The sequence below is a fragment of the Streptomyces sp. NPDC039423 genome (assembly GCF_055598725.1).
Genome location: NZ_JBVKAH010000007.1, coordinates 220,088 through 245,155, shown reverse-complemented (window position 1 = coordinate 245,155; position 25,068 = coordinate 220,088). Strand labels below are relative to the sequence as shown.

Genomic DNA, 25,068 nt, shown 5'->3' with positions numbered 1-25,068 from the left:
GGCCAGGCCGAGAGCCGCACGGCGCCGTCCGACTCGGGGCGACGGCGCCGCGCGGAGAGCTCGTACGGCCGTGACCGGCCGGATACGGCGACACCGGCGCCGTCACCGCGGAAACCACCGCGGTGACGGCGCCGGTGCGTTTCCGGCCGCCCGGGCGCCCCGCTCCCCCGGACACCGCCCCGGCGCCCCGCCGGCGAGCCGCTAGAGTCGGCGCCATCCGGCGGGCGCCCGCCCGCGGCAGGCCAGGGAGCGAATCGTGCTGATCCCCCACGACACCCGGATCGCGCTCGACACCGTCGTCGATCTGCTGAACACCGCGCCCGAGGGCGGCCGGGGCGACGGGCTCGGCACCATCGCGGCGCTGTACGCCTTCGTACGGGACCACAACGTCAGCGGGGTCACCGACCTCGGCGAGCCGGACCTGCGGGCCGTACGCGACGTACGAAAACGATTCGCCGAGGTGTTCGCGGCACCCGACGCCCGTACCGCCGCCGAGCTGATCAACCAGCTCGTGGCCGCCGCCGGCACCACGCCGCAGCTCACCGACCACGACGGCTACGACTGGCACGTGCACTACTTCGCGCCGGGCGCCTCGGTCGCCGACCACCTGGCCGCCGACTGCGGCATGGCGCTGGCCTTCATCGTGGTCGCCGGCGAGCAGGACCGGCTGCGCCGCTGCGAGGCGCCGGACTGCGGACGGGCCTTCGTCGACCTGTCCCGCAACCGCTCGCGCCGCTACTGCGACAGCCGCACCTGCGGGAACCGGCTCCACGTGGCGGCGTACCGGGCCCGCCGCAAGGAGGCGGCGGCGGGCTGAACCGCACCGCGCCGGGCCCGGCCGCGGTTACAGCACGAACAGATCGTGCACCGCGGCCATCAGCAGCAGGCAGCCGATGACCGCCAGGAAGATCACCAGCGGTGGCTGGGAGAGCGCGAACAGGCATCCGCGCCGCTCCTCGACGGTGGTCCCGACGGTCATGTCGCCGGTTCTGTCGGCGGCTTCTCCGCCGGAGGTGGCGGAGGTGTGAAGGGCGTGGGTTCTGTCGATGACCTCGTCGATGGCGTGCTGGGCGGTTGCGTAGGTGGCGGGGAACGACTCCCGCGTGGTTTCCGGCATCTCGGTCCCGATGATGGCGCAGCCGGTCACCGCGTGAACGGCGAACGCACATGATCGGCAGGGGAGTTCACCCCTTCCCGTGGTCCCTGGCCGTGTGCCGTGCTCAGATCCCGTGCTTCTTGAGAATGGCCTCGATGTCGCTGAAGTCGTCGGCGGGCTTCGCCGTGGCGCGGCCCCCGGCTCCCAGCGACGGCGCGGACGCGGCCGGCTCGGCCGCCGGGCGGCCCTCCCCGCCCTCCGCCCGCTCCCGGCGGGCCTTGCGACCCCCGCGCTCGGCACGGGTCCCGCCGGCGCGCCGGCGCTCCACGGCCCGGGTCGTCATGAACAGCAGCCAGGACAGCCCGAGCACGGCGAAGCCGCCCCACGCCACCGGGCTGAAGGCGGTCCGGGCCAGCCACTCCACGGCACCGGTCATGACCAGCCCGAGCGGGACCAGCGCGTAGGCGGCGACACGGGCGGCGGCCAGGAACCTCTTGCGGTACGCGGTGAGCGCCGCGATGCCCAGCCCGGCGGCGGACACGGCGGAGCAGATCGTCTCGGCGAGCATCCGGTCCTCCAGGCGGGTGCGGACGGTACGTCCCCTCCATCCTGCACCGCCCGGCCGCGCCGCGGCCATGCCCCGAGCGGCCACCGGGGCGATCTCCGGGACATCTCAGGGCCCGCCTCCACCCCAGGATCCCGGTTGGGGCCCCGGCGGTCCTGCTGGAAGACTGCCCCCATGAACGACTCCACCACCGACCGCACCGCGAGCCCCGTCGTCCTGGACGTCTGGTGCGAGCTCCAGTGCCCCGACTGCCACGCCGCCCTGGACGACCTGCGCGCCCTGCGCGCCCGGTACGGGGACCGGATGGAGGTGCGGCTGCGGCACTTCCCGCTGGAGAAGCACCGGCACGCCTACGCCGCCGCGCAGGCCGCCGAGGAGGCGATCGAGCAGGGCAAGGGCTGGCCGTACGCGGAGGCGGTGCTGGCCAGGACCCAGGAACTGACCGCCCGGGGCGAGCCGGTACTGATCGACACGGCTCGCGAACTGGGCCTGGACGCCGAGGAGTTCGACACCGCCCTGATCGACGGCCGGCACCTGCTGATCGTCGACGCCGACCAGGCGGAGGGCAAGGCCATCGGCGTCACCGGCACCCCGACGTACGTGATCGGCGGCGAGCGGCTGGACGGCGGCAAGAGCCAGGAGGGGCTGCGCGAGCGCATCGAGGAAATCGCCGACCGGCTCCTGGCCGAGCCGGACGGCCGGTCCTGAGGGCCCTCAGAGCAGCGGCTTGACGCTGTTCACGTGCGTCGTCGCGTACCCCAGCGACTCGTAGAGCCGCTGGGCCGGCGCGTTGCCCGCGAAGACGTGCAGGGCGATCCGGCGCTCCCCCGCCTCCAGCGCGATCCGCTCGGCCAGCAGCATCAGCGCCCGGCCGTACCCCCGGCCCCGCTGCTCGACCGTCACCTCGACGTCGTACACGAACGCGGCCTCCTCGCCCGGGGAGAGCTCCAGCCGGCCGGTCCACAGGTGCCCGACGGGCAGGCCGTCCCGGACCGCCACGTGGAACGCGGCCCCCGCCGTGGCCGGGCCGTCCGGAAGGTGCCGCAGCCGGCTCGCCTCGGCCCGCGCCACCGCCTCCTCCTCCGGTACGCCCCGCTCGGCCCAGCTCCGGGCGAACCGCCGCTGGGAACGGACCTCCCACTCCGCGTACTCGACCCGGGTCATGGGCCTGGTCAGGACCTCCGGGGGCAGCTCCGGCGGCGGCCCGGTGAGGTCCTTGGCCATGTTGCGGCTGCGCTCGGTGTAGCCGAGGGCGGTCGCCATCCGCAGCGCGGCCTCCGCCCCGGCCGGTACGGAGACGGTGACCTGGTCGCAGCCCCAGTCGCGCAGCACCTCCTCGGCGGCGAGCGCGGCCACGGTGCCACGGCCGCGCCGCCGGTCCGGCTCCTCGATGCGGAGCGAGCGGATCAGCCCGGCCGGCCGCCGCCCCGTGCCGGGGACGGTGCCGAGCTCGACGGAGCCCGCGCGGCGGCTGTTCACGCAGACGTCGTAGAGGCGCGAGCGGCCGCCGTCGGGGGTCTGCTGGAGCGGCCCGGCCGGCCGCAGGGTGGTGGTCATCGCCTGTGTCCTACCCACCCCGCGCCCGGCTGCTCACATCTGGGCCGCGCGCTCCGCGAAGATCCGCATGGCCTTGGCGGTGACCGGCCCCGGCGCACCGGGCAGCTCGCGCCCGTCGACCCGGTGGACCGCCTGGACGTCGCGGAGGGTGGAGGTCAGGAAGATCTCGTCGGCGCGCTCCAGGACGTCCATCGGCAGCACGGCCTCCTGGGCGCCGGTCCATTCGACGGTCAGCGCCCGGGTGATGCCGGCGAGGCAGCCGGAGGCGAGCGGCGGGGTGTACAGCCCGCCGTCCAGGACGACGAAGACGTTGGAGCCGGTGCCCTCGCAGAGCTGTCCGACCGTGTTGGCGAACAGCGCCTCGCTCGCGCCCGCCTCGTGGGCCCTGGCGAGGGCGACCACGTTCTCGGCGTACGAGGTGGTCTTGAGCCCGGCCAGCGCACTGCGCTCGTTGCGGGTCCAGGGAACGGTGATCACGGCGGTGCTGTCGGGGCGGGGCCGCGTCTCGCCGAGGGCGACCACCAGCGTCGGTCCGGCGTCGCCACGGTCGGAGCCCAGCGGGGACAGCCCCCCGGTGTACGTGACCCGCAGCCGGCCCAGCGGCATCGGGTTGGCCTCCAGCACGGCGGCGCAGGCCCGGCGGACCTCGTCGAGGTCGGGGTCGGGCAGGCCGAGGCCGCGCGCGGAACGGGTGAGCCGCTCCAGGTGCGGGTCCATCGCGAAGGGCCGGCCGTCCACGGCCTTGAGCGTCTCGAAGACGCCGTCACCCACGGTGAGTCCGTGATCGAGTACGGAGACCTTGGCGGCGTCCGCGTCGTGCAGCGCGCCGTTGACCCACAGTTTCATGTCCCGATGGTCCTTCCACTCGCCTCGTACGTGCCCGACGCTACAGCGAGCAGCCGGGAGGCCTTCAGTTCCGTCTCGTCCCACTCGCGCTCGGGGTCCGAGCCCCAGGTGATGCCCGCGCCGGTGCCGAAGCGCAGCACGCCCGGGCCTTCCGTGCGGTCGATCCAGAAGGTGCGTATGCCGACGGCCAGCTCGCCGGTGCGGCGGTCGGCGTCGACCCAGCCGATGCCGCCGCAGTACGGCCCCCGGGGGGCGGTCTCCAGCGCGTCGATGATCCGCAGGGCGCTCGACTTGGGGGCGCCGGTCACCGAACCGGGCGGGAAGGTGGCGTCCAGCAGGTCCTTCCAGCGGGCCCGGGGCGCCAGCTCGCCGCGCACGGTGGACACCAGGTGCACGAGCCCGGGGTGTTCCTCCAGGGCGCACAGGGCGGGCACGGTGACCGATCCGGTGGCGCACACCCGCCCCAGGTCGTTGCGGACCAGGTCGACGATCATCACGTTCTCGGCGCGGTCCTTGTCCAGGAGGTCCTCGGCGGTCCGCCCGGTGCCCTTGATGGGGCCGGACTCGACGGTGGCGCCGTCCCTGCGCAGATACAGCTCCGGCGAGGCGGTGGCGATCTCCACGCCGTGGGCGGGGAGGCGAATCGTTCCGGCATAGGGGGCCGGGTTGCCGCGCGCGAGGAGCGCGGTGAGCGCGTCCACGTCGGCGGCGGGGTCCGGCAGGGGCGCGGAGAGCACCCGGCAGAGGTTCGCCTGGTAGACCTCGCCCGCCGCGATGTGCTCCCGGATCCTCCGTACGCCGGCGGTGTACGCGGCGCGGTCGAGCGAGGACGTCCAGTCACCGGCGGCCGGCCCGCGCCAGGCGCCGGGAACGGGCGCGGGCACCGGGTCGGGACGTACGTCGCCGAAGCGTGCGCAGGTCAGACGGCCCTCGAAGTCCGCGCTGACCGCCCAGAAGCCGGTCGAGTCGAGGGCCTCGGGGTCACTGGTGACATCCCGCAGGTCGGTTGCGAGGAGGCCGCCGAAGCGGGCCAGAGGAGCGAGGTCGTGCACGGATGCGAGTCTATGGCCGGGGCCGACGGGACGGTGCGGAGCGGGCTCAGCGCAGCACGCTGGGCAAACGCGTTTTTGTGCTGGCCCGGGAATCCGCTAGAGTTCAACACGTCGCCGGGACGCGGAAGCGGAACGGAAACGACAAGCGGACGTGGCTCAGTTGGTAGAGCATCACCTTGCCAAGGTGAGGGTCGCGAGTTCGAATCTCGTCGTCCGCTCGAAGTGGGGGATCCATCCCGAACCCCTGCACTCCTGGTGGAGTGGCCGAGAGGCGAGGCAACGGCCTGCAAAGCCGTCTACACGGGTTCAAATCCCGTCTCCACCTCCAAGGACGATTAGCTCAGCGGGAGAGCGCTTCCCTGACACGGAAGAGGTCACTGGTTCAATCCCAGTATCGTCCACTGGATCTTCGGATCCCCCGCGCGATTAGCTCAGCGGGAGAGCGCTTCCCTGACACGGAAGAGGTCACTGGTTCAATCCCAGTATCGCGCACGCAGTGCCCGTGATCTCCGGATCATGGTCCCGAGGACGATTAGCTCAGCGGGAGAGCGCTTCCCTGACACGGAAGAGGTCACTGGTTCAATCCCAGTATCGTCCACACGCCCCGGAGCCCCGGCCGCATCACGCGGCCGGGGCTTCGTCGTCGTCTCAGGACGAGAAGAGCATCCGGCCGAAGCCGCGGTGGTGGCCGTGGTGCCCGTGGTGCGGGGCGCCCCAGGCGGGGGCGTGCGCGGCCGGGTAGGCCTGCGGGGCCGGCGGGGCGGGCGGGGCCTGCTGGACCCACTGCGCCTCCAGGCGGGTCAGGGCCTCCAGCTCGCCGTAGTCCAGGAAGATCCCCCGGCAGCCGCTGCACTGCTCGATCTGGACGCCGTTGCGGTTGTAGGTGTGCATGGGGGCATGGCACTTGGGACACTGCATGCTCGGCTCAACTCCTCGCCGTACGGATGGTGTCCTCACCCTACGACGGAGCCGCGGCGTCCAACTCGGGTGGGAGTGTCGCGATTCGGGTACAGGCGTCGATCACGCTCAGTTCGACGTCGTCCAAGTCCCGGCCCTCGGCCGTGCTCTTGGCGATCGCGAGGGCGGCCGTCTGGACCGTCAGCGCGCGGGCCGGCACGTCCAGCCGGGGCCAGGGGTCGCCGTCGGCGGGTACGGCCGGACCGCCCGCCGCCCGGTAGGCGCCGAGGAAGCGGTCCCACACCCGCGGAGCCAGCAGCCCGGCCGCGTACCAGGCGGCGGGGCGGGCCAGGTCCCACGCGGGCTCGCCCACCCCCAGGTCGTCGACGTCGATCAGCAGCCAGGGCCCGGTGGCGGCGGGGTGGCGGACGAGCTGGCCCAGGTGCAGGTCCCCGTGGCAGAGCGCCGCGCCCGTCCCGGGCGGTACGGCGGGGCCGGGCGCCTCGTCGCGCGCCCAGGCGGGAAGGCGGCGCCAGGCGGCCCGTACCGGCGCGGCGGCCGGGTGCGGTCCGGCCGCCGTCATCCGCGCCACCGCCCGGGCCGCCTTCGCGGGGCCGCGCATCACCGGCAACGGACCGGGCAGGTCGCCGGGCGCTACGCGGTGGAGGCGGGCGAGCAGGGTGGCCGCCTGCTCCCACGGGGCGGCCTCCGGGTCGCCCGGGTCGACGGGGCTGCCGTACGGCCAGGCGCTCACCGGTCGGCCGCCCACCTCCCGCGCGGCCACCGGGAGGGGCGGCAGCAGGATGCCCGCGAGGCGCGGGTGGGCGGCGACGGCGAGGCGCACGCGGTGGGCGGCGGCCTCGGTGTCCGGGGCGTGCGCCTTGGCCACGGCGTGCCCGTGCCGGACCACGGTGCCGTCCGGGCGGTCCGCCAGGACGGCGCCGGACCCCCGGCAGGCGCGGCAGTCCGGGTGGGGCACGGCCCGCCGGGCCACGGCGTCGAGCTCCCGTACGAGGGCGTCGGTCTCCTGCTGCTGCACGCCACGACCTTACGGGTGCGGTGCTGTGCGGTGCGGTGCCCGGGCGCGGGACGGGCCCCTCAACGACGGGCACGTCAGCCTCGGACGATCCGGCCTGCGGACGACGCACAAGGGAGAGGGCCACGGCCTCGGCGAACCGGTCCGCAGACGGGCGACGGGCTGGGGCCGTGCAGGGTCGCCCCCGCAGAGGCCGGCGGCGACGAACGGCCACACATCCGGTAGGGCGCCCCGCCGGCCTCGAGGAGGTGAGCCCGGAGGGGCCACACCCCCCACCCACCGGCAGGCACCGCGCACCGCGCACACCGCCCCGCGGCACGGGCGGGCAACCAGGGTCGGGGGGACAAAGCGGTGGCCGGCAGCTCCCCAGCTGCCGGCCACCGCTGCCGTCCGCCGCACCCCCGTCCCCACGGGGTTGTTGGCCGGATGACCCCGACCCGGGCCGCTCTCCCGGGTCCGGGGCGCCGTTCAGCGCCCCAGCATCACGCCCACGGACGACGCCTGTGTGACCACTGCGTCCCAGCCGCCGAAGGCGACCACCAGGAGCACGGCCAGCGGGAGGACCATGGCCGTGGCCACCAGGGGGTGGCGTCGGCCGGACGGGCGGGCGCCGAACGAGGCGTACGCCTTGCGTCCCTGCGTGCGGACCATCGTCCGCGTTGCCGTGTCCGCCATGGTTCCTCTCCTGTCGTTTCGGCAGCGGCGGGTGTCTGACCTCGGGGGACGAGTGCTGCCACCCGCCGCTTGACCTCAACATTAGGGAAGCGGTGGGCCCGGCACGTCATGCCCGCGTACCCATTCGCGGGCCTCCCGGAGGATGAGCCGCCACCGGACGGCGTACTCCCCTGGGTGGAGACGGACGTGCCGGTGTGGGGGACTTCCCGGAGGGGTCCGCAGCGCCGGGTGACGTCACTCACGTCCGGTCGGCACCTCGGTACCGCCGGTCACCGTGGAGGGTCAACACCCGTATCGGGGGCGGGGCTTGAGGTCACGGGCCGCTCCCGGGGGGCCATCGGCACTGACAATCGATCGGTTCGCGAGGGCGCGGCCTATGAGCGCGCCGGGGCGCGGGTACGTAAGCTGTGCCACGTCAAACGGACACCGGTGCAGCGAGGGTGGGGCCTCCCCACCGCAGGTAGGGGACGGACATGGCGATGATGCGGCTCCGGCGCGAGGACCCGCGTGTCGTCGGCTCATTCAGGCTTCACCGGCGGCTCGGCGCGGGCGGCATGGGGGTCGTGTACCTCGGTTCCGACCGGCGGGGGCAGCGCGTGGCCCTGAAGGTGATCCGGCCGGATCTCGCCGAGGACCAGGAGTTCCGTTCGCGCTTCGCCCGCGAGGTGTCGGCCGCGCGGCGGATCCGCGGCGGGTGCACGGCCCGGCTGGTGGCGGCCGACCTGGAGGCGGACCGGCCCTGGTTCGCCACGCAGTACGTGCCCGGACCCTCCCTGCACGACAAGGTCGCCGAGGAGGGTCCGCTGGTGGCGGCCGACGTGGCGGCCATCGGCGCGGCGCTCTCGGAGGGCCTGGTGGCCGTGCACGAGGCCGGGGTGGTGCACCGGGACCTGAAGCCGTCGAACATCCTGCTGTCGCCCAAGGGCCCCCGGATCATCGACTTCGGCATCGCCTGGGCGACCGGCGCGTCCACGCTCACCCATGTGGGGACGGCGGTGGGCTCGCCCGGCTTCCTGGCGCCCGAGCAGGTCAGGGGCGCGGCGGTCACCCCGGCGACGGACGTGTTCGCGCTGGGGGCGACCTTGGCGTACGCGGCGATGGCGGACTCGCCCTTCGGGCACGGGAGTTCCGAGGTGATGCTGTACCGGGTGGTGCACGAGGAGCCGCAGTTGCACGGCGTGCCGGACGCGCTGGCGCCGCTCGTGCGGGCGTGTCTGGCGAAGGACCCGGAGGAACGTCCCAGCACCCTGCAACTGTCCATGCGGCTCAAGGAGATCGCCGCCCGGGAGGCGCAGGGGCTGTCCGACGTCCGGCCGCCGGCGCCGCGGCCGGCCGCGAGGCCGGTGGACGACCGGCCCACGGGGCGGCTGACGGAGCGTTACACGGAGCGCGGCACCCAGGACCGGTCCCCGCGCACGCCCGCGCCCGGGGCGCGCGGCGCGTCGGCTCCGCGCGCCTCGTCGCCGCGCAATCGGCCGCCGGCCCGGACCGGCGGCGGCCGGACGGCGTCGCGGCCGGGGGTCCGCACGGGAGCGGGCGGTGCGCGCCGGCCGGCGAACCCGCGGCTGCTGCGTCAGCGGATCTTCGTCTTCGTGGTGGTGACGCTGATCGTGCTGCTGGGCATCGCGGCGGCGCAGGGCCTCCAGGGATAGGGACCGGGGCCCCCTGGAGGGTGGCCGGTCAGGCCCCGGGGCGGCCGGTGGCCACCGCGTAGAACGCGACGGCGGCCGCCGCGCCCACGTTGAGCGAGTCCACGCCGTGGGCCATGGGGATGCGCACCCATTCGTCGGCGGCCATCAGCGCCTTGGTGGTGAGTCCGTCGCCTTCCGCGCCCAGCATCAGGGCGACGCGCTCCAGCCGGTGCGGGGCTGCCGCGTCGATGCTGGTGGCCTTCTCGTCGGGGGTCAGCGCGAGCAGCCGGAAGCCGGCTTCCCGTACCGTCTCCAGGCCTCGGGGCCAGGTGTCGAGGCGGGCGTAGGGGACGGAGAAGACGGCGCCCATGGAGACCTTCACGGACCGGCGGTAGAGCGGGTCCGCGCAGTCGGGCGACAGCAGGACCGCGTCCATGCCGAGGGCGGCGGCGCTGCGGAAGATGGCGCCGATGTTGGTGTGGTCGTTGACGCCCTCCATGACGACCACCCGGCGGGCACCGGTGAGGAGTTCGCCGGCCGTGGGCAGCGGCTTGCGCTGCATGGAGGCGAGCGCGCCGCGGTGCACGTGGTAGCCGGTGACGCGTTCGGCGAGGTCCGGCGTCACCGCGTACACGGGCGCCGGGACCTCGTCGATCACATCGCGCATGGCGTCGACCCACTTGGCCGACAGCAGCATCGACCGCATCTCGTACCCGGCCTGCTTGGCGCGCCGGATGACCTTCTCACCCTCGGCGATGAACAGGCCCTCGGCCGGCTCGCGCCGGCGGCGCAGCTCGACGTCGGTCAGACCCGTGTAGTCGTGCAGGCGCGGGTCGTCGGGGTCGTCGATGGTGATGAGTTCGGCCACGGGGTGATACTGCCTCGTCCGGTATGGGGTGCCAACGGGTTACTTGGTGCTCTTGTGCGGGCCTTCGGCGACGACCGGTCCGATGACGATGACCGCGGGCGGGCGGACGTCCTCGGCCCGGACCCGCTCCGCGACCGTCGCGAGCGTGGCGTCCACGCGCCGCTGGGAGGCCGTCGTGCCCTCCTGGACGAGCGCGAGCGGGGTGTCCGGTGCCTTGCCGTGCGCCACCAGTGCCTCGGCGATCGCGCCGATCTTGTCGACGCCCATGAGGATGACGAGGGTGCCGGTGAGCTTGGCGAGCGACGCCCAGTCGACGAGCGAGCGCGGGTCGTCGGGGGCGACATGGCCGCTGACGACGGTGAACTCGTGCGCCACGCCCCGGTGGGTGACCGGGATGCCCGCCGCACCGGGAACGCTGATCGAGCTGGAGATGCCCGGGACGACCGTGCAGGCGATGCCGGCCTCGGCGAGTGCCTGCGCCTCCTCCATGCCCCGGCCGAAGACGAAGGGGTCGCCGCCCTTGAGGCGGACGACGGACTTGCCGGCCTTGGCGTGCTCGACGAGGGCGTTGTTGATGGCCTCCTGCGCCATGAACCTGCCGTACGGGATCTTCGCCGCGTCGATCACCTCGACGTGCGGCGGCAGTTCGTCGAGCAGGTCGCGGGGGCCGAGGCGGTCGGCGATGACCACGTCCGCCTCGGCCAGCAGCCGGCGGCCGCGCACGGTGATCAGGTCCGGGTCGCCGGGGCCGCCGCCGACCAGGGCGACGAAGGGCGTGCGGGAGCGGTGGTGCGGGGCCGCGATCGAACCGTCGCGCAGCCCCTCCACGATCGCGTCCCGTACGGCGGCGGAACGGCGCGGGTCGTGTCCGGTGAGCACGGCGACGGTGACGCCCTCGCTGCGGCCGGTCGCCGGGGTCCAGGCCGTGGCCGCCTCGGCGTCGTCGGAGCGTACGCACCAGACGCGGTGGCGCTCGGCCTCGGCGGACGCGCGGGCGTTGGCCTCCGGGTCGGTGGCGGCGATCAGGGCGTACCAGGCGTCGGCCAGGTCCCCGTCCTCGTACCGGCGCTTCACCCAGGTCAGCTCGCCGGCCTCCACCATGGCTTCGACGGACGGCGTCGCGGACGGGGAGACCAGGGTGATGTCGGCGCCGGCCGCGATGAGGGCGGGGAGGCGGCGCTGGGCGACCTGGCCGCCGCCGATGACGACGACGCGGCGCCCGGTCAGGCGCAGTCCGACGGGGTAGGCGGGGTGCTCGGCGTGCTCGGCCATGACGGTGCGGCTCCTCGGCAGGGCGGTGGTGCGGTGTGCGGGGCCGCTGCGACGGTGAAGCGGCTGGTGGGGCGGGGGCGGCGCGGTGGGGGACGCTGCCGACCACGATACGGTGCGCTCCGCCGGACGGGTCCGGGGCGGTGGCCCGGGCCGGGCGGCCGGCGGGTCCGGGAGGGGCGGAGGGTGGCCGGGCGGTGCCGGAGGCCCGGGGGCCAAGGGGGCGGGTGGTGGCCGGTGGACCGGGAGGCGGGCGGTACGGGCGGCGGGGGCCGCCGGGGCTTGCGTCCCCGGCGGCCCTCCCCCGCCGCGCCCGCTACTTCTCCGTGACGCCCGCCGAGTCGAACGTCGCCACCTCGTGCATCGCGCGGGCCGCGCTCTGGATCACCGGCAGGGCCAGCAGGGCACCGGTGCCCTCGCCCAGGCGGAGGTCGAGGTCCACCAGCGGGCGGAGGCCCAGCTTGTTCAGGGCCGCCATGTGGCCCGGCTCCGCACTGCGGTGGCCAGCGATGCACGCCGCCAGCGCCTCGGGGGCGATGGCCCGGGCGACGAGTGCCGCCGCTCCCGCGCTGACCCCGTCGAGGACGACGGGCGTGCGGAGGGAGGCGCCGCCGAGGATGAACCCGACGAGCGCCGCGTGCTCCAGGCCGCCGATGGCCGCGAGGACACCGATGGGGTCGGCCGGGTCCGGCTGGTGCAGCTCCAGTCCGCGCCGGACGACGTCCACCTTGCGGGCGTGCATCTCGTCGTTGATGCCCGTGCCCCGGCCGGTGACCTCCGCGGCGTCGGCGTCCGTGTAGACGGAGATCAGCGCGGCGGACGCGGTGGTGTTCGCGATGCCCATCTCACCGGTCAGCAGCGCCTTGTTGCCCGCGGCGACGAGGTCCCTGGCCGTCTCGATGCCGACCTCGACGGCCGCGAGGACGTCCTCGCGGCTGAGGGCGGGGCCGGTGGTGAAGTCGGCGGTGCCAGGGCGCACCTTGCGCGGCAGGAGGCCGGGGGTGGCCGGCAGGTCGCCGGCGACGCCGACGTCGATCACGCAGACCTCGGCGCCCACCTGGTTGGCGAACGCGTTGCAGACCGCGCCGCCGCCCAGGAAGTTGGCGACCATCTGGGCCGTCACCTCCTGGGGCCAGGCGGTGACGCCCTGGGCGTGCACGCCGTGGTCGCCGGCGAAGATCGCGACGGCCGCGGGCTCGGGGATGGGCGGCGGGCACATCCGGGACAGGCCGGAGAGCTGCGCGGAGATGATCTCCAGCATGCCGAGCGCGCCGGCCGGCTTGGTCATCCGCTTCTGCCGCTCCCAGGCCTCGCCGAGCGCCTTGGCGTCGAGCGGGCGGATGTTGGAGACGGTCTCCTGGAGGAGGTCGTGCGGCTCCTCGCCGGGCAGGGCGCGGCGGCCGTACGTCTCCTCGTGGACGACCCACGACAGCGGGCGGCGCTTGGACCAGCCGGCCTGCATCAGTTCCGGCTCCTCCGGGAACTCGTCGACGTAGCCGACGCACAGGTACGCGACGACCTCCAGGTGCTCGGGCAGGCCGAGGGCGCGGACCATCTCGCGCTCGTCGAAGAAGCTGACCCAGCCGACGCCGAGGCCCTCGGCGCGGGCGGCGAGCCACAGGTTCTCGACGGCGAGCGCCGAGGAGTACGGGGCCATCTGCGGCTGGGTGTACCGGCCGAGGGTGTGGCGTCCGCCGCGGGTGGGGTCGGCGGTGACGACGATGTTCACCGGGGTGTCGAGGATGGCCTCGATCTTCAGTTCCTTGAACTGCTTGGCCCGGGCCTTCGGCAGCGACTTGGCGTACGCCTCGCGCTGGCGCTGGGCGAGCTCGTGCATGGTGCGCCGGGTCTCTGCCGAGCGGATGACGACGAAGTCCCAGGGCTGCGAGTGGCCCACGGACGGTGCCGTGTGGGCCGCTTCGAGGACCCGGAGGAGGACCTCGTGCGGGATCGGGTCGCCGCGGAAGCCGTTGCGGATGTCCCGGCGCTCGCGCATGACCCGGAGCACGGCCTCGCGCTCCACGTCGTCGTAGCCGGGGGCGGGCGCGCCCTGGACGGGCGCGCCCTGGACGGGGGCGTCCGGGGCGGGGGCGTCGGGGGCGGGGGCGTCCGTGCCGGGGGTGGCGTCCGCTTCGGGCGTGGCGTCCGGGGCGGGTGCGTCCGGGGCGGGTGCGTCCGGGGCGGGTGCGGCGTCCGCTTCGGGCGTGGCGTCCGGGGCGGGGGCGTCGGAAGGGGCAGGGGCCTCGGGGGCGTCCGGGGCGGTGGGCGCCTCCTGGGCGGGGGTCTCCGCCGTCGGGGGGACCTCGGCCTGCCCGGCGTCGGCAGCCTGCTCGGGGTCGGCCGTCTCCAGGACCTCGGGCTGCTGCTCGGGGGCGGCCTGCGCGGGCTCGGCCGCCGGCGCAGGCTCGGGCGCGACGGCCACGGGCTGCGGCTGCGGCTCGGCGGCCGGCTGCTCGGCGAGGACCGGCTGGGCGGCGACGGGCTGCTCGGCGGCGGGCTCCGTTGCCACCGGCTCGGCGGGCTCGGCGGGCCCGGCGGGCTCGGCGGGCTCGGCGACGGGCTGCTCGGCGACCGGCTCCGGTGCCACCGGCTGCTCGGGCGCGCCAGGCTCGGCGGGCGCGGGCTGCTCGGCCACCGGCTGCTCGGGCACGGGCTCGACGACGGGCTGCTCGGCAACCGGCTCCGGCGCGGCCGGCGCGGCGGCGGGGGCGTCGCCGTCGCGGGGGGCCGGGACGGTCACGGCGACGTCCGCCGCGGGCTCCTGGGCGGCGGCGACGGGTTCGGCGGCGGGCTCCTGGGGGGCCGGCTCGGCGGGCGGCGCGGGCGCCAGGTGCGGCGCGGTCGGGACGGTGCCCTCGACCGGCACGAACTGCCCGGCCGGCGCGGGCACCTGCTCCGGAACGACCGTTTCTGCTGTGGCAGGCGGCGATGTGTGGGGCTGCTGGGGTTGCTGTGGCTGCGGGGACCACGGCTCCGCGCTCTGCGGCGGCAGCTCACCGAGCTGCGGACCGGGCAGCGGCGACGGCACCGGCTCCTCGCGGGGCACGTCCAGGTACTCCAGGCCGCCGGAGGTCGCCGGACCGGGCTGGGCGGGGCCGCGGTCGGCGAGCGAGCGGACGACGCCGCCCGTGGCGTCCGGGACCGGCGGGCCCATGTGGAGCGGGCGACGCGCGGGCGCGGGAACCTGCGCCTGGGCGGGCTCGGGGGCGGGCGCCGGGACCTGGGCCTGCGCCGGGGCGGGCTCGGGCATCCGTACGCCGGTCAGGTCGACCGACCCGGAGTCATGCCCACCGGCCTCGTGCGCGCCCGCCTCGTGGACGGCGTGCTCGTGGTGGACGACCGGCTCCTGGACGAACTGCTCCGGCGCGACCGCCTCCCGGGCGGCCTGCTCGGGGGCCGTTGCGGCCTGCTCCGGGGCGGCCGGTTCGTACACCGGGGCCACCGGCTCGTGGGCGGCCGGCGCGGCCTGCGCCACCGGCTCGAACACCGGCTGCTCATGCTGGAGCTGCTGGGCCTGCTGGGCCTGCTGCTCGGCGATGACCGCCGCGCCCACCGGGTCCACCGCCGCGGGGACGGTCGGGGGCATCGCCATGGGCGCCGGGGCGACGCCGGCGTGCGGCTCGCTCCAGGCTCCTTGCGACCCCGGCATCAGCAGCAGGTCGTCGTCCTCGGCAGCGGTGTCGGAGGGGTCCAGGAAGGTGTAGGCGCCCGGGGCGGGGACGCCCGGCTGCTCCACCATGCCTGCGTTCTCCGGCTGCCCCTCGCCCGGGACCTGGCCGGTGTCAGTCATGCGTACCCCTCGCCCATCGGTTGTGCTCCTTCAGACCGTCGCCCGCCAACAAGAACGAGCATGCGCGCCGCGCGGCACGAACGACCCGCGGACAAGACGTATTGTCGCGGCCTTCTGCCGCCGTGGCAGCGGGATCCGCCACCGTCGGCTGTGGACTGCGCCACGTCGCGCAACCCCCCGGTAGCGCCGTACGGCGGAGGGGCGCCGGAAAGGCCCCCTCGTCCGGATGCCGACGAAGCGATGTGCCGGTCGTCCGGCCGCCGTACAACGATCGGCCAGCCTACCTGCCGTGGTGTAGTGACATGGTCACGGGGAGGGTGCCGGCCGGTGGCCGGACAGCAGGAAGACGACCGTGCGGTCGCGTTCGGTCCAGGCGCCGGGGTCGAGTTCGACGGACTGGAGGAGCGCGCACTCGACCGCGTACCCGCCCTCGGTCAGCGCCGCCCCGACGGCCTCCGCCTCGTCCCGGGTGGTGGCGTGCGTGACGATGCGCTCGGGCCGGCGGTCCGCGCAGGCGGTGACGACGGCCACTCCCCCGCCCCCGATCCGTACAACATCGGGTTCCGGCAGCCGCTCCAGCACGTGCGGCGCCCGTCCCGCCACCGTCTGGACCTGGACGCCGTAGTGGCGTGCGGCGGCCTCGGTGCGGGCGCAGGCGGCCGGGTCCTCGTCGACCGCGATGATGGCGGCCCCGAAGCGGGCGGCCTCCACGGCGAGCGCGCCGGCGCCGCAGCCGATGTCCCAGACGAGGTCGCCGGTGCGGGGGCCGAGGCGGGCGAGCTGGGCGGCGCGGAGGTCCGCCGTCTCGCCGGTGCGGAGGTCGTCGCCGTACGCGTGCGCGGGCAGCCCCCAGCCGCGTACGGCTCCGGGGTCGGGGCCCATCAGCCAGCCGCCGCCCTGGGCGCCGGCCGCGGCGCCGCCGATGACGATGACGACGTTGGGGTCGCGCCAGGCGTGGTCGGCGGCCTTGTCGGAGGTGAGGACGGTGACCTGTTCGCGTTCCGTGCCGAGTTCCTCGCAGATGACGAACGTGCGGTGGACGTCGTCGAGGAGGAGGGCGAGCTCGGCGGGGCCGGCGCCCGGGGAGGTGAGGACGGCGACCTTGGGGTGGGCGCGGCAGACGTTGACGGCGCGGCGCAGCGTGCGGCTGTGGGCGACGACGACGTGGGCGTCGTCCCAGGGCATGCCGGCGCGGGCGAAGGCGGCGGCGACGGAGGAGACGGCGGGCACCACTTCGACCTCCAGGCCGTACTGGGGTGCGCGCAGGGTGCGGACGACGCCGAAGAAGCCGGGGTCGCCGTCGGCGAGGACGACGGCGGTGCCGCGGTGGCCGGCGATGCGGCGGGCGGCGAGGTCGACGCTGCCGAGGCGGACGCGTTCGGCGGCGGGAGGGATGTCCGGGAGGGCCAGATGGTGGCCTGCTCCGGCCACCAGGGTGGCGGCCGAAAGGGCGGACCTGGCGGCCGTGGTGAGGGGCGAGCCGTCCCAGCCGATCACCGTGACCCGGTCGGCCATCTTCGTCTGTCTCCTGGAGTGTTGTGGAGGTCGGGTGGAGTGCTGGTGAGCGTACCGGGTGTCAGTTCCAGTCGGTGAACGAGGAGTATCCGGCGTCGGCGAGCTGGTCGGCGGCGCCTTCGAGGTCCTCGGGGAGCAGGCTCCAGACGATCAGATCGGTCCTGATGTCGGTCCAGCCGCCGTCCTCCGTCTGGGTGCGCGCTATCCAGGCGTTGCGGAGGACGCCCTCGCTGATGCAGCCGATCTTCTGGGCGACCTGCTGGGAGGCGGTGTTGTCGGCGGCGGTGCGCAGTTCCAGGCGTTCGAAGCGCTGGTGGCGGAAGAGCCACTGGGCGACGGCGAGGACGGATTCGGTGGCGTAGCCCTCGCCGCGGGCCCAGGGGGCGGTGACGTAGGCGACCTCGGTGGCGCGGGTGCGCCAGTTGGTGTTCTTCAGGTGGATGGTGCCGACGAGGCGCTGGGTGAGGAACTCGGTGACGGCGAGGACGACGCCGCGGCCTTCGGTGCGTTCCCCGGGAGCGATCCTGCGGACCCAGTCCTCGGCGTGGCCGGTGGTGTAGGGGTGCGGGGCGGAGGTCCAGGCGACGACCATCTCGTCGTTCATCATCTCGGTGTGCGCGGGGATGTCCGACTCGTCGTAGGGGCGCAGCACCAACCGTTCCGTGCTGATGGAGATGTCCGGAAAGGTGGTAGTCATGCGCAGCTCCATGCAGGGGACCGTCCGTAAAGGCCGTGAAGGCACAGCATGCAGCATGCAGCCGGTTGTGCGCATGGCCGGGTCGGTACGGATTCGTCGGTACGGATACGTCGACTCGTCGATGCGTCGACATGGCGGAGGCCCCGCGCACCGGACGGGGTGCGCGGGGCCTGTGTGCCGTACGGACGGGGCTACTTGACCGCGCCGAAGGCGGGGACGATGGAGCCGTCCTTGTAGGTGTCCTCGATGAACTTCTTCACCTCGGGCGAGTTCAGCAGCTCGGCGAGCTTGCGCACGCGGGCGTCCTTCTCGTTGCCCTCCTTGACGGCGAGGAAGTTGGCGTAGGGGTTGCCCTCGGCCTTCTCCAGGGCCAGGGCGTCCTTGGCGGGGCTGAGCTTGGCCTCGATGGCGTAGTTGCCGTTGATGACGGCGGCGTCGACGTCGTTCAGGGCGCGGGGCACGGTGGCGGCCTCCAGCTCCTTGAACTCCAGGCCCTTCTTGTCCTTGATGTCGGACAGCTTGCCGTTGGCGCCGACGCCGTCCTTGAGGGTGATGACGCCGTTGTCGGCGAGCAGCTTGAGCGCGCGGCCGCCGTTGGTGGTGTCGTTGGGGACGGCGACGGTCTGGCCGGGCTTGAGGTCCTTGAGCGCCTTCAGCTTCTTGGAGTAGAGGCCGAGGGGCTCCAGGTGGACGTTGACGACCGGGACGATGGTGGTCTTGTTCTTCTTGTTGAAGTCGTCCAGGTACGGCTTGTGCTGGAAGTAGTTGGCGTCGACCTGGCCCTGCTGGGTGGCGGTGTTCGGCAGGACGTAGTCCGTGAACTCCTTGATCTCCAGCTTGAGGCCGGCCTTCTCGGCGAGGTTGTCCTTGACGAAGCCCAGGATGTCGGCGTGCGGCGTGGGGGACGCGGCGACGACGAGGGGCTTGGTCTCGTCGGCCTTGCCGGAGCCGCCCTTGGAGGAGGACGGGTCGGAGGCGGTGCCGCAGGCGGTCAGGCCGAGGGCGAGGACGGTGATGCCGGCGAAGGCGGTGGTGAGCTTGATGTTCTTACGCACGAAAAGTGCCTCTTTCTGGTGGTGCGGACAACGCCCGGACAAGGAGTGCGGGCTGTTTTTGGGGGTCAGGAAGCGGTGCGGCCGCGGCGGGCGAGGAGGCGTACGGCCAGGTCGCCGATGAGCTGGATGATCGTGACGATGACGATCAGCAGCACCACGGTGATGAGCATGAAGCCGGTCTCGAACCGCTGGTAGCCGTAGGTGATCACCTTGGAGCCGAGGCCCTCGCCGCCGACCGCGCCGGCCAGGGCCGAGTAGCTGATGAGCGTGATCACGGTGGTGGTCAGGGCGGCGATCAGGGACGGGAGGGCCTGCGGGAGCAGCACCTTCCCCACGATCGTCGGGATCCCGCCGCCCATGGACTGGACGGCTTCGACGAGTCCGTGGTCGACCTCGCGGATCGCGGTCTCGACGAGGCGGGCGAAGAAGGGGATGGCTCCGATGGAGAGCGGCACGATCATGGCGGTGGGGCCGATGAAGGTGCCGACCACGAGTGTGGTGACCGGGATGAGGGCGACCAGCAGGATGATGAACGGCAGCGACCGGCCGATGTTCACGATCACGCCGATGACCTTGTTCACCGGGCGGTTCTGGAGCAGTCCGCCCTTGTCGGTCAGGACGAGGAGGACACCGAGCGGCAGGCCGCCGGCGACGGTGACGACGGTGGACCACAGCACCATGTAGAGCGTGTCGATGGTGCCCTGCTCCAGCAGGGGCCGCATTTCTTCCCAGGTCACTTCGCGATCTCCTTGACCAGGCCCTGTGCGGGCACCTTCGGTTCCCCGTCGACGACCTCCACCTGGAGGCCCTGTTCGCGCAGGAAGCCGATGGGGACGACGTTCTCCTCGTAGCGGCCGGGCAGCTCGATGCGCATGCGGCCGATCTGCCGTCCGGCGACGGTGTCCATGGCGGCGCCGAGGATCGAGATGTCGATGTTGTACGTGCGGGAGAGCTGGGAGATCACCGGCTGGGTGGCGGCCTCGCCGTGGAAGGTGACGTCGACGACCGTGCGGTCGCCGCCGGAGGCCTCGCCGGTCACCGGGAACAGCTCCCGGGCGAGCTCGGAGCCGGGGGTGGCGAGGAGTTCGGCGACGGTGCCGGACTCGACGACGCGGCCCCGCTTCATCAGGGCGGCGGAGTCGCAGATCTGCTTGACGACGTCCATCTCGTGGGTGATGAGCAGGACGGTCAGGCCGAGCTGCCGGTTGAGGTCGCGCAGCAGTTGGAGGATGGAGCGGGTGGTCTCGGGGTCCAGGGCGCTGGTGGCCTCGTCGGAGAGCAGCACCTTGGGATTGCCGGCCAGGGCGCGGGCGATGCCGACGCGCTGCTTCTGGCCGCCGGAGAGCTGGCCGGGGTACGCCTTGGCCTTGTCGGCGAGGCCGACGAGGTCGAGGAGTTCGAGGGCACGGCGGGAGCGGTCGGCGCCGGAGACGCCGAGGATCTCCAGCGGCAGCTCGATGTTGTCCTGGACGGTGCGGGAGGACAGCAGGTTGAAGTGCTGGAAGACCATGCCGATGCGGCTGCGTGCCCGGCGCAGGTCCTTGCCCGCGCGGCGGCCGCGGCCGGCGAGGGCGGTGAGGTCGGTGCCGTCGACCGTCACGGTGCCGGAGGTGGGGCGCTCCAGGAGGTTGACGCAGCGGATGAGCGAGGACTTGCCGGCGCCGCTCTGTCCGATGACGCCGAAGACCTCGCCTTCGCGGACATGCAGGTCGACGCCGTCCAGAGCGGTGACCTGGCGGCCTCGCGACTCGTAGACCTTGGTCAGGCCCGTAGTGGTGATCACAGGGGTTTCCGTCACTGTCGAGTGCACGGCGCGGTGTCCGCCGGGCACGGGGCATTCGTCGTTCCGACGCGCGGCACGGCTGATTCGGCCGGGTGGGCCGGGGAACGGCTCGTGCGCGGGGCAGGCGTGGTCCGTCGGTTTCGATGACGTACGGAGCACGGCTCGGCTGTCGGGTCTCGCTTCGGGGCGCGAGGCTCAGGCAGGGGCCCTCAGAAGGCGCACATTCGACACATACAACGAGCACCGGGCGTCGTGATCGCCTCGGTCGCAAGGGTGCGGCAGCTCGTCGTGGTCATGCGGGCCAGTAAACCAGACCCCCTGTCGACGTCCGGATGGCTGTCCGAATAGCGGACGGGCCGTGTACGTCATACGGACGACCGTGGGGCGGTGGCGGCACGGCGCCGGGGGCCGTTCCGCCCGCTGTGGCCTGGGCCGTCGCCCTTCCCGCGACCGTCGGCCGGGGTGCCGGGGGTGGCCGGCGGGGGCGCTCGCTGTGGTCAAGACCACGGTCGCCCCGGCCCGGCCCGTCGCCCTCGCGGGGGCGGTCGCACGGGGCCTTTTGGCCCGTAATAGTCTCGGGCGCATGCTTGACGCCCTGACGGTCGCGGTCTCCGTGGCCGCGCTCGCCCTCGCCGCCTGGTGCGGCTTCGCCGCGTACCGGGACCAGCCGACGAAGGACTGGCACTTCATCGGCATGGCGGTGGTGACGGTGCTGGCCCTGGCGCAGCTCGTGGTCGGCGTCGTACGGCTGGTGGGGGGCGAGGATGCCGACGAGGGTACGGCGATCTTCCTGGCGTACCTGATCGGCGCGTTGTGCGCGGTGCCGGCGGCCGGTTTCCTGTCGCTGACCGAGCGCAGCCGCTGGGGGTCGGCGACCGTCGCGGCCGGGGCGGTGGTGCTGGCGGTGCTCGAAGTACGCCTCTACGACATCTGGAACGGCTGACATGACGGAGCGCCGGTTGGCCCGGGGGCCGGGCATGCTGCTGGTGTGGCTGTACGGGGTGATGTCGGTCGGCGCGGTGTCGCGGTCGGTGTTGCAGATCGCCACCGAGTTCGGCCGCGCGCCGCTGGCGTACTCGCTGTCGGCGCTGGCGGCGGTGGTGTACGTGTTCATCACGTACACGCTGGTGCGGGGCGGGGAGACGGCCCGCAGGGCGGCGCTGGTGTGCTGCGCCGCCGAGCTGGTGGGCGTACTGACCGTGGGTACCTGGACGCTGGCCGATCCCGGCGCCTTCCCGGACGCCACGGTCTGGTCGGACTACGGGTACGGGTACGTCTTCATCCCGGTGCTGCTCCCGGTGACCGGGATCCTGTGGCTGCGGAAGGCTAGGCGGCCTTCTCCAGCGTGACGAGGGTGAGCCGCGGGCCCACTTCCTCGGTGGCGACGGTCTCGTACCCCTTCTTGCGGTAGAGGCGCAGGTTGGCGTCGCTGCGGTGTCCGGTGAAGAGCTGGAAGCGCTTGGCGGCGGGGGCGCGGCCGGTGGCGAAGTGCTCCTCGATGGCGTCCAGAAGGCGGCCGCCGAGGCCGTGGCGGCGCAGCCGCGGATGGACGATGAGCTTGCCGATGGTGGCGGTGCCGGTGTCGTCGATCCGGCCGCGTACGGAGGCGATGACCTCGTCGCCGAGCCGGGCGACCAGGGCGTGGCCGCGGTCGAGTTCGGCCTTCAGGTCGTCGAGCGACTGGGTGAGGGGTTCGATGGCGTAGTCGCCGTAGAGCTCGGCCTCGCTCTGGTAACACAGGTACTGGAGCTTCAGGATGTGTTCGGCGTCCTGCGCGCTCGCCGCTGAGATGGTCACGCTCATGCCCATGTATGCATGCCTCCGGCTCACCTGATCCGCCCTGTGGGTCTACCGCTCCATTCCCCGATGTGCAGGAACGGCAACCTCTGCCGCGAGCATTCTGCGCAGGCATCCCAGGCAACGGGAACGCATTGGCCCCAAACTGCCTTGTGAGATACCCAACTCTCCTGCGATTTCCCGGTAGGTGGGGTCGGTGGGCGACAGCATCGCGGTCAGCAGGCGCCGGCAGTGGACGGGTGTGCGCGCGACGGCGGTCCGCAGGGCACGGCGGCGTTCGGCGACCAGCGCGGCGCTCTCGGGCTCGGTGTCGGACACGGGGTCGTGGGCGTAGGGCAGTTCCCGTACGACGGTGCGGCGGGCGCGGCGGGCTTCCGCCCGGACCGCGCGGCGCAGCCAGTCGGCGGGGTGGTCGGGAACGCCGGGGCCGCCGTCGAGGCGCTCCAGGAGCCTGAGCCACACGGCCTGTTCGAGGTCGCCCGGCTCGACGCCGGCGGCCGCGGCCTCCGCCGCCGACTCGGCGGCGAGCAGCGCGGTGAGGGCGCGGACGAGTTCGGGGAGGGCGTCCCCGGCCGGCGCGGGGGCACCGGTGGCGCGGGCGGGTGCGCGGCGGGCGGGCACATGGCGGGTTGGTGCGGTGCCGGTGGGTGCGGTGGGGGTAGGTGCGGTGCCGGTGGGTGCGGTGGGGGTGGGTGCGGTGGGGGGCGCTTCGGGCAGCGGCTCTCGGGTGGGCGTCGCTTCGGGGGGTGTCATGCCGGCCATGACACGGCCGCCGGGTGGCGCGGTTGCCCGCGCCACCCGAAACCGCCCGTCCGGGGGTTGTGCCGGGCGGGGTGCTGACGACCGCGCGACACGGGCCCGGCCGGGCGGGGCGTGGGTCAGCGGGCGCGGTGGTCCGCGGCGGCCAGGAGGCCGGTGTCGGGCTGGTCGGTGAAGATGCCGTCGATACCGGTGGCGAAGTAGGCCCGGTACGCGCCGAAAGCGTCCCCGTAGGCCGCCGGGTCCGTGCCCCGCCGGAACTCGGCCGGCAGGAAGGTGTTCTCGTTGCGCAGCGTGTACGGGTGGAGGACCAGCCCCTCGGCGTGCGCGTCGCGCACCAGGGTGGTGGGCTCGCCGAGGGTGCCGTCGGGGCGCCGGGGGACGACGAGGTCCAGCGTGGGGCCGATGCCCTGGGCGAAGGAGGCGATCCACTCCAGGCCCTCGGGGGTGATGAGGTCGGCGACCGTGCGCGGGTCGCCCGACTCGGTGAAGTCCCAGGGGCGGGTGCCGGCGCCGGACAGCAGGACGACGCGCGGCGCCGAGACCAGCTTCGCCATCCGCATCATGCTGCTGGGCTCGAACGACTGGAGGAAGGTCGGCGAGCCGGCGCCGTGGCGCCCGTACCGGCGCAGCAGCTTGGCGAGCGGTTCCTCCAGGGCGAGGCCCAGCTTGCGGAAGTAGGTGGGGTGCTTGGTCTCGACGTGCAGCCACACCGGGCGGCCGCGGCGGTGCCCCTCCTTCTCGGCCCAGCGCAGCACCTCCTCGAACGTGGGGACGGTCCAGCGCCCGTCGTAGAGGGTGTTCTCCTGCCGGGTGGCGGGGATCCGCTCCTTGGCCCGCAGCGTCTTCAGCTCGGCGAGCGTGAAGTCCTCGGTGAACCAGCCGGTCAGGGGCGTGCCGTCGACGGTCTTGGTGGTCTTGCGGGAGGCGAACTCCGGGTGGTCGGCGACGTCCGTCGTCCCGGTGATGTCGTTCTCGTGACGGCAGACGAGGTGCCCGTCCTTGGTGGGGACGAGGTCCTGCTCGATGACGTCCGCGCCCATGTCGAGGGCCAGCCGGTAGGAGCCGAGGGTGTGTTCGGGGCGGTGGCCGCTGGCGCCCCGGTGCGCGATGACCGTCGGCACGGGCAGGTGCCGGTACGCGGCCGGCGGGCGGCCGTGCGCGGCGGCCGGGCCGGCGCCGGCGCCCACGGAGAGGGCGGCCGAGCCGAGCACCGCCGCTCCCAGCACCGTACGGCGCCCGGGACTCATGTGCGCGCCCTGTGTCATGGAGGCTCCCTTGGTGAGTACTTTTCGGACATCCTTGCGAGGCCGATCGTAGGCAGCGGCGCCCCGCCCGGGGGAGACCTCGCGCGAATTCGCGGAAAACACGGGTCAACACTGTGTATCGACTCGGTGAACCCGGTGTGCGTCCGGGCGTGGCCCACGAGTATCGTCCTCACCTGCACATACTGGTCATGTACGTGGTCGGCTGATTTCGACGGAGGACTCGTTGTCCCGCTTCGCGCTCATCAAGGCAGTGCTCGGCCCGGTCATGCGCCTGATGTTCCGCCCCCGGGTGGAGGGCGCCGAGAACATCCCCGGTGACGGGCCGGTCATCCTGGCGGGCAACCACCTGACGTTCATCGACTCGATCGTCCTGCCGATCGTGTGCGACCGTCAGGTCTACTTCATCGGCAAGGACGAGTACGTCACGGGCAAGGGCGTCAAGGGCCGGCTCATGGCGTGGTTCTTCACGGGCGTCGGCATGATCCCGGTGGACCGGGACGGCGCCAACGGCGGTGTCGCCGCGCTGATGACGGGGCGCCGGGTGCTGGAGGAGGGCAACGTCTTCGGCATCTACCCGGAGGGCACCCGCTCCCCCGACGGCCGCCTGTACCGCGGCCGCACCGGGATCGCGCGCCTCACGCTGATGACGGGCGCGCCGGTGGTGCCGTTCGCGATGATCGGTACCGACAAGCTCCAGCCGGGCGGCGCGGGTCTGCCCCGCCCGGGCCGGGTGACGGTGCGCTTCGGCGAGCCGATGGAGTTCTCCCGCTACGAGGGCATGGACCGTGACCGGTACGTGCTGCGGGCGGTGACGGACTCGGTGATGACCGAGGTGATGCGCCTGTCGGGGCAGGAGTACGTGGACATGTACGCCACCAAGGCGAAGGCGGCGTAGCGGTACGGGGGCCCGGG

At 73.8% G+C, this 25,068-nt stretch carries 25 protein-coding genes and 5 tRNA genes; 11 read left to right on the top strand and 19 right to left on the bottom strand.

Annotated elements, in window-relative coordinates:
* The first annotated feature begins 256 nt into the window (after nucleotides 1–256).
* Nucleotides 257–817, top strand: coding sequence for a CGNR zinc finger domain-containing protein (locus ACZ7LK_RS23440; protein ID WP_392275921.1), 561 nt, complete (start codon nucleotides 257–259; stop codon nucleotides 815–817).
* 27 nt (nucleotides 818–844) lie between these two features.
* Here the strand turns inward: ACZ7LK_RS23440 and ACZ7LK_RS23435 are convergent, their stop codons facing one another.
* Together ACZ7LK_RS23435 and ACZ7LK_RS23430 are read right to left on the bottom strand one after the other, a co-directional pair.
* Entirely contained in the window at nucleotides 845–1,117 is a 273-nt protein-coding gene (locus tag ACZ7LK_RS23435) for a hypothetical protein (RefSeq protein ID WP_392276067.1), read from the bottom strand.
* Nucleotides 1,118–1,220: 103 nt separating this feature from the next.
* Entirely contained in the window at nucleotides 1,221–1,664 is a 444-nt protein-coding gene (locus tag ACZ7LK_RS23430) for a hypothetical protein (RefSeq protein WP_392275920.1), read from the bottom strand.
* 171 nt (nucleotides 1,665–1,835) lie between these two features.
* Here ACZ7LK_RS23430 and ACZ7LK_RS23425 point away from each other — a divergent pair, with 171 nt between their 5' ends.
* Complete coding sequence (locus ACZ7LK_RS23425) at nucleotides 1,836–2,369, top strand: DsbA family protein (protein ID WP_392275919.1); 534 nt, start codon at nucleotides 1,836–1,838, stop codon at nucleotides 2,367–2,369.
* Between the two features lie 6 nt (nucleotides 2,370–2,375).
* On the opposite strand, the gene ACZ7LK_RS23420 is transcribed toward ACZ7LK_RS23425, so the two are convergent.
* The 3 genes from ACZ7LK_RS23420 to ACZ7LK_RS23410 are packed head-to-tail and all read right to left on the bottom strand — an operon-like array spanning nucleotide 2,376 to nucleotide 5,116.
* Nucleotides 2,376–3,218 carry a GNAT family N-acetyltransferase gene (locus ACZ7LK_RS23420; RefSeq protein ID WP_392275918.1) on the bottom strand — a complete coding sequence of 281 codons (843 nt, stop codon included), beginning with the start codon at nucleotides 3,216–3,218 and terminating at the stop codon, nucleotides 2,376–2,378.
* Between the two features lie 33 nt (nucleotides 3,219–3,251).
* On the bottom strand, nucleotides 3,252–4,064 hold the full coding sequence (locus ACZ7LK_RS23415) for an aminotransferase class IV (RefSeq protein WP_392275917.1): 813 nt from the start codon (nucleotides 4,062–4,064) through the stop codon (nucleotides 3,252–3,254).
* A complete protein-coding gene (locus tag ACZ7LK_RS23410; RefSeq protein WP_392275916.1) occupies nucleotides 4,061–5,116 on the bottom strand; it encodes a chorismate-binding protein in 1,056 nt (351 codons plus the stop codon). Before ACZ7LK_RS23410 ends, ACZ7LK_RS23415 begins: the two co-directional genes overlap by 4 nt.
* 145 nt (nucleotides 5,117–5,261) lie before the next feature.
* Between ACZ7LK_RS23410 and ACZ7LK_RS23405 the strand changes: the two genes are divergently transcribed.
* The 5 genes from ACZ7LK_RS23405 (at nucleotide 5,262) to ACZ7LK_RS23385 (ending at nucleotide 5,714) form a co-directional block, all read left to right on the top strand.
* Nucleotides 5,262–5,334, top strand: a tRNA-Gly gene (locus ACZ7LK_RS23405).
* Between the two features lie 36 nt (nucleotides 5,335–5,370).
* Nucleotides 5,371–5,444, top strand: a tRNA-Cys gene (locus tag ACZ7LK_RS23400).
* A 1-nt stretch (nucleotide 5,445) separates the two neighbouring features.
* Nucleotides 5,446–5,517: transfer RNA gene (locus tag ACZ7LK_RS23395), tRNA-Val, on the top strand.
* A 19-nt stretch (nucleotides 5,518–5,536) separates the two neighbouring features.
* Nucleotides 5,537–5,608 (top strand) — tRNA-Val (locus ACZ7LK_RS23390).
* Nucleotides 5,609–5,642: 34 nt separating this feature from the next.
* Nucleotides 5,643–5,714 (top strand) — tRNA-Val (locus ACZ7LK_RS23385).
* A 50-nt stretch (nucleotides 5,715–5,764) separates the two neighbouring features.
* Here the strand turns inward: ACZ7LK_RS23385 and ACZ7LK_RS23380 are convergent.
* The 3 genes from ACZ7LK_RS23380 to ACZ7LK_RS23370 form a co-directional block, all read right to left on the bottom strand.
* Nucleotides 5,765–6,034, bottom strand: a complete 270-nt coding sequence (locus tag ACZ7LK_RS23380; protein ID WP_392275915.1) for a TFIIB-type zinc ribbon-containing protein — start codon at nucleotides 6,032–6,034, stop codon at nucleotides 5,765–5,767.
* Between the two features lie 40 nt (nucleotides 6,035–6,074).
* The gene (locus ACZ7LK_RS23375) at nucleotides 6,075–7,052 is read right to left on the bottom strand and encodes a phosphotransferase family protein (RefSeq protein ID WP_471143085.1); all 978 of its coding nucleotides are present in this window, start codon (nucleotides 7,050–7,052) and stop codon (nucleotides 6,075–6,077) included.
* Nucleotides 7,053–7,517: 465 nt separating this feature from the next.
* The gene (locus ACZ7LK_RS23370) at nucleotides 7,518–7,724 is read right to left on the bottom strand and encodes a hypothetical protein (RefSeq protein ID WP_392275913.1); all 207 of its coding nucleotides are present in this window, start codon (nucleotides 7,722–7,724) and stop codon (nucleotides 7,518–7,520) included.
* A gap of 473 nt (nucleotides 7,725–8,197) precedes the next feature.
* Between ACZ7LK_RS23370 and ACZ7LK_RS23365 the strand changes: the two genes are divergently transcribed.
* Nucleotides 8,198–9,376, top strand: coding sequence for a serine/threonine-protein kinase (locus tag ACZ7LK_RS23365; RefSeq protein ID WP_392275912.1), 1,179 nt, complete (start codon nucleotides 8,198–8,200; stop codon nucleotides 9,374–9,376).
* 28 nt (nucleotides 9,377–9,404) lie between these two features.
* On the opposite strand, the gene ACZ7LK_RS23360 is transcribed toward ACZ7LK_RS23365, so the two are convergent.
* The 8 genes from ACZ7LK_RS23360 to ACZ7LK_RS23325 form a co-directional block, all read right to left on the bottom strand.
* Entirely contained in the window at nucleotides 9,405–10,223 is an 819-nt protein-coding gene (locus tag ACZ7LK_RS23360) for a TrmH family RNA methyltransferase (RefSeq protein ID WP_469462274.1), read from the bottom strand.
* A gap of 39 nt (nucleotides 10,224–10,262) precedes the next feature.
* The gene (gene cobA, locus ACZ7LK_RS23355) at nucleotides 10,263–11,495 is read right to left on the bottom strand and encodes a uroporphyrinogen-III C-methyltransferase (protein ID WP_392275910.1); all 1,233 of its coding nucleotides are present in this window, start codon (nucleotides 11,493–11,495) and stop codon (nucleotides 10,263–10,265) included.
* A 313-nt stretch (nucleotides 11,496–11,808) separates the two neighbouring features.
* Complete coding sequence (cobT, locus tag ACZ7LK_RS23350; protein ID WP_471143080.1) at nucleotides 11,809–15,282, bottom strand: nicotinate-nucleotide--dimethylbenzimidazole phosphoribosyltransferase; 3,474 nt, start codon at nucleotides 15,280–15,282, stop codon at nucleotides 11,809–11,811.
* A 306-nt stretch (nucleotides 15,283–15,588) separates the two neighbouring features.
* Entirely contained in the window at nucleotides 15,589–16,797 is a 1,209-nt protein-coding gene (cbiE, locus tag ACZ7LK_RS23345; RefSeq protein WP_471143077.1) for a precorrin-6y C5,15-methyltransferase (decarboxylating) subunit CbiE, read from the bottom strand.
* Between the two features lie 61 nt (nucleotides 16,798–16,858).
* The gene (locus ACZ7LK_RS23340) at nucleotides 16,859–17,506 is read right to left on the bottom strand and encodes a GNAT family N-acetyltransferase (RefSeq protein ID WP_392275907.1); all 648 of its coding nucleotides are present in this window, start codon (nucleotides 17,504–17,506) and stop codon (nucleotides 16,859–16,861) included.
* A 179-nt stretch (nucleotides 17,507–17,685) separates the two neighbouring features.
* Nucleotides 17,686–18,549: a MetQ/NlpA family ABC transporter substrate-binding protein gene (locus ACZ7LK_RS23335; RefSeq protein WP_392275906.1), complete on the bottom strand. Its 864-nt coding sequence runs from the start codon at nucleotides 18,547–18,549 to the stop codon at nucleotides 17,686–17,688.
* A gap of 65 nt (nucleotides 18,550–18,614) precedes the next feature.
* Nucleotides 18,615–19,286, bottom strand: a complete 672-nt coding sequence (locus ACZ7LK_RS23330) for a methionine ABC transporter permease (RefSeq protein WP_469462265.1) — start codon at nucleotides 19,284–19,286, stop codon at nucleotides 18,615–18,617.
* The gene (locus ACZ7LK_RS23325; protein WP_392275904.1) at nucleotides 19,283–20,380 is read right to left on the bottom strand and encodes a methionine ABC transporter ATP-binding protein; all 1,098 of its coding nucleotides are present in this window, start codon (nucleotides 20,378–20,380) and stop codon (nucleotides 19,283–19,285) included. Before ACZ7LK_RS23325 ends, ACZ7LK_RS23330 begins: the two co-directional genes overlap by 4 nt.
* 535 nt (nucleotides 20,381–20,915) lie before the next feature.
* On the opposite strand from ACZ7LK_RS23325, the gene ACZ7LK_RS23320 reads away from it, so the two are divergent.
* Together ACZ7LK_RS23320 and ACZ7LK_RS23315 are read left to right on the top strand one after the other, a co-directional pair.
* Entirely contained in the window at nucleotides 20,916–21,275 is a 360-nt protein-coding gene (locus ACZ7LK_RS23320; RefSeq protein ID WP_392275903.1) for a hypothetical protein, read from the top strand.
* A gap of 1 nt (nucleotide 21,276) precedes the next feature.
* On the top strand, nucleotides 21,277–21,681 hold the full coding sequence (locus ACZ7LK_RS23315; RefSeq protein WP_392275902.1) for a hypothetical protein: 405 nt from the start codon (nucleotides 21,277–21,279) through the stop codon (nucleotides 21,679–21,681).
* Here the strand turns inward: ACZ7LK_RS23315 and ACZ7LK_RS23310 are convergent.
* From ACZ7LK_RS23310 to ACZ7LK_RS23300, 3 genes are all read right to left on the bottom strand, one after another.
* Nucleotides 21,659–22,141 carry a GNAT family N-acetyltransferase gene (locus ACZ7LK_RS23310; RefSeq protein ID WP_392275901.1) on the bottom strand — a complete coding sequence of 161 codons (483 nt, stop codon included), beginning with the start codon at nucleotides 22,139–22,141 and terminating at the stop codon, nucleotides 21,659–21,661. The two genes, ACZ7LK_RS23315 and ACZ7LK_RS23310, sit on opposite strands and share 23 nt — an antisense overlap.
* Before the next feature lie 39 nt (nucleotides 22,142–22,180).
* Nucleotides 22,181–22,882, bottom strand: coding sequence for a sigma-70 RNA polymerase sigma factor region 4 domain-containing protein (locus tag ACZ7LK_RS23305; RefSeq protein WP_392275900.1), 702 nt, complete (start codon nucleotides 22,880–22,882; stop codon nucleotides 22,181–22,183).
* A 125-nt stretch (nucleotides 22,883–23,007) separates the two neighbouring features.
* Complete coding sequence (locus ACZ7LK_RS23300; protein ID WP_471143069.1) at nucleotides 23,008–24,156, bottom strand: glycerophosphodiester phosphodiesterase; 1,149 nt, start codon at nucleotides 24,154–24,156, stop codon at nucleotides 23,008–23,010.
* A gap of 265 nt (nucleotides 24,157–24,421) precedes the next feature.
* On the opposite strand from ACZ7LK_RS23300, the gene ACZ7LK_RS23295 reads away from it, so the two are divergent.
* Nucleotides 24,422–25,051, top strand: a complete 630-nt coding sequence (locus ACZ7LK_RS23295; protein WP_392276058.1) for a lysophospholipid acyltransferase family protein — start codon at nucleotides 24,422–24,424, stop codon at nucleotides 25,049–25,051.
* Nucleotides 25,052–25,068: the final 17 nt, after the last annotated feature.

Excerpts from the sequence above, each read along its gene's own strand:
- ACZ7LK_RS23300 (WP_471143069.1), bottom strand. The coding sequence starts at position 24,156 with ATGACACAGGGCGCGCACATGAGTCCCGGGCGCCGTACGGTGCTGGGA.
- cbiE (WP_471143077.1), bottom strand. The coding sequence starts at position 16,797 with ATGGCCGACCGGGTCACGGTGATCGGCTGGGACGGCTCGCCCCTCACC.
- ACZ7LK_RS23415 (WP_392275917.1), bottom strand. The coding sequence starts at position 4,064 with ATGAAACTGTGGGTCAACGGCGCGCTGCACGACGCGGACGCCGCCAAG.
- ACZ7LK_RS23310 (WP_392275901.1), bottom strand. The coding sequence starts at position 22,141 with ATGGGCATGAGCGTGACCATCTCAGCGGCGAGCGCGCAGGACGCCGAA.
- ACZ7LK_RS23315 (WP_392275902.1), top strand. The coding sequence starts at position 21,277 with ATGACGGAGCGCCGGTTGGCCCGGGGGCCGGGCATGCTGCTGGTGTGG.
- ACZ7LK_RS23370 (WP_392275913.1), bottom strand. The coding sequence starts at position 7,724 with ATGGCGGACACGGCAACGCGGACGATGGTCCGCACGCAGGGACGCAAG.
- ACZ7LK_RS23320 (WP_392275903.1), top strand. The coding sequence starts at position 20,916 with ATGCTTGACGCCCTGACGGTCGCGGTCTCCGTGGCCGCGCTCGCCCTC.
- ACZ7LK_RS23365 (WP_392275912.1), top strand. The coding sequence starts at position 8,198 with ATGGCGATGATGCGGCTCCGGCGCGAGGACCCGCGTGTCGTCGGCTCA.
- ACZ7LK_RS23430 (WP_392275920.1), bottom strand. The coding sequence starts at position 1,664 with ATGCTCGCCGAGACGATCTGCTCCGCCGTGTCCGCCGCCGGGCTGGGC.
- cobT (WP_471143080.1), bottom strand. The coding sequence starts at position 15,282 with ATGACTGACACCGGCCAGGTCCCGGGCGAGGGGCAGCCGGAGAACGCA.
- ACZ7LK_RS23295 (WP_392276058.1), top strand. The coding sequence starts at position 24,422 with ATGCGCCTGATGTTCCGCCCCCGGGTGGAGGGCGCCGAGAACATCCCC.
- ACZ7LK_RS23305 (WP_392275900.1), bottom strand. The coding sequence starts at position 22,882 with ATGACACCCCCCGAAGCGACGCCCACCCGAGAGCCGCTGCCCGAAGCG.
- ACZ7LK_RS23380 (WP_392275915.1), bottom strand. The coding sequence starts at position 6,034 with ATGCAGTGTCCCAAGTGCCATGCCCCCATGCACACCTACAACCGCAAC.
- ACZ7LK_RS23425 (WP_392275919.1), top strand. The coding sequence starts at position 1,836 with ATGAACGACTCCACCACCGACCGCACCGCGAGCCCCGTCGTCCTGGAC.
- ACZ7LK_RS23420 (WP_392275918.1), bottom strand. The coding sequence starts at position 3,218 with ATGACCACCACCCTGCGGCCGGCCGGGCCGCTCCAGCAGACCCCCGAC.
- ACZ7LK_RS23435 (WP_392276067.1), bottom strand. The coding sequence starts at position 1,117 with ATGCCGGAAACCACGCGGGAGTCGTTCCCCGCCACCTACGCAACCGCC.
- ACZ7LK_RS23340 (WP_392275907.1), bottom strand. The coding sequence starts at position 17,506 with ATGGAGCTGCGCATGACTACCACCTTTCCGGACATCTCCATCAGCACG.
- cobA (WP_392275910.1), bottom strand. The coding sequence starts at position 11,495 with ATGGCCGAGCACGCCGAGCACCCCGCCTACCCCGTCGGACTGCGCCTG.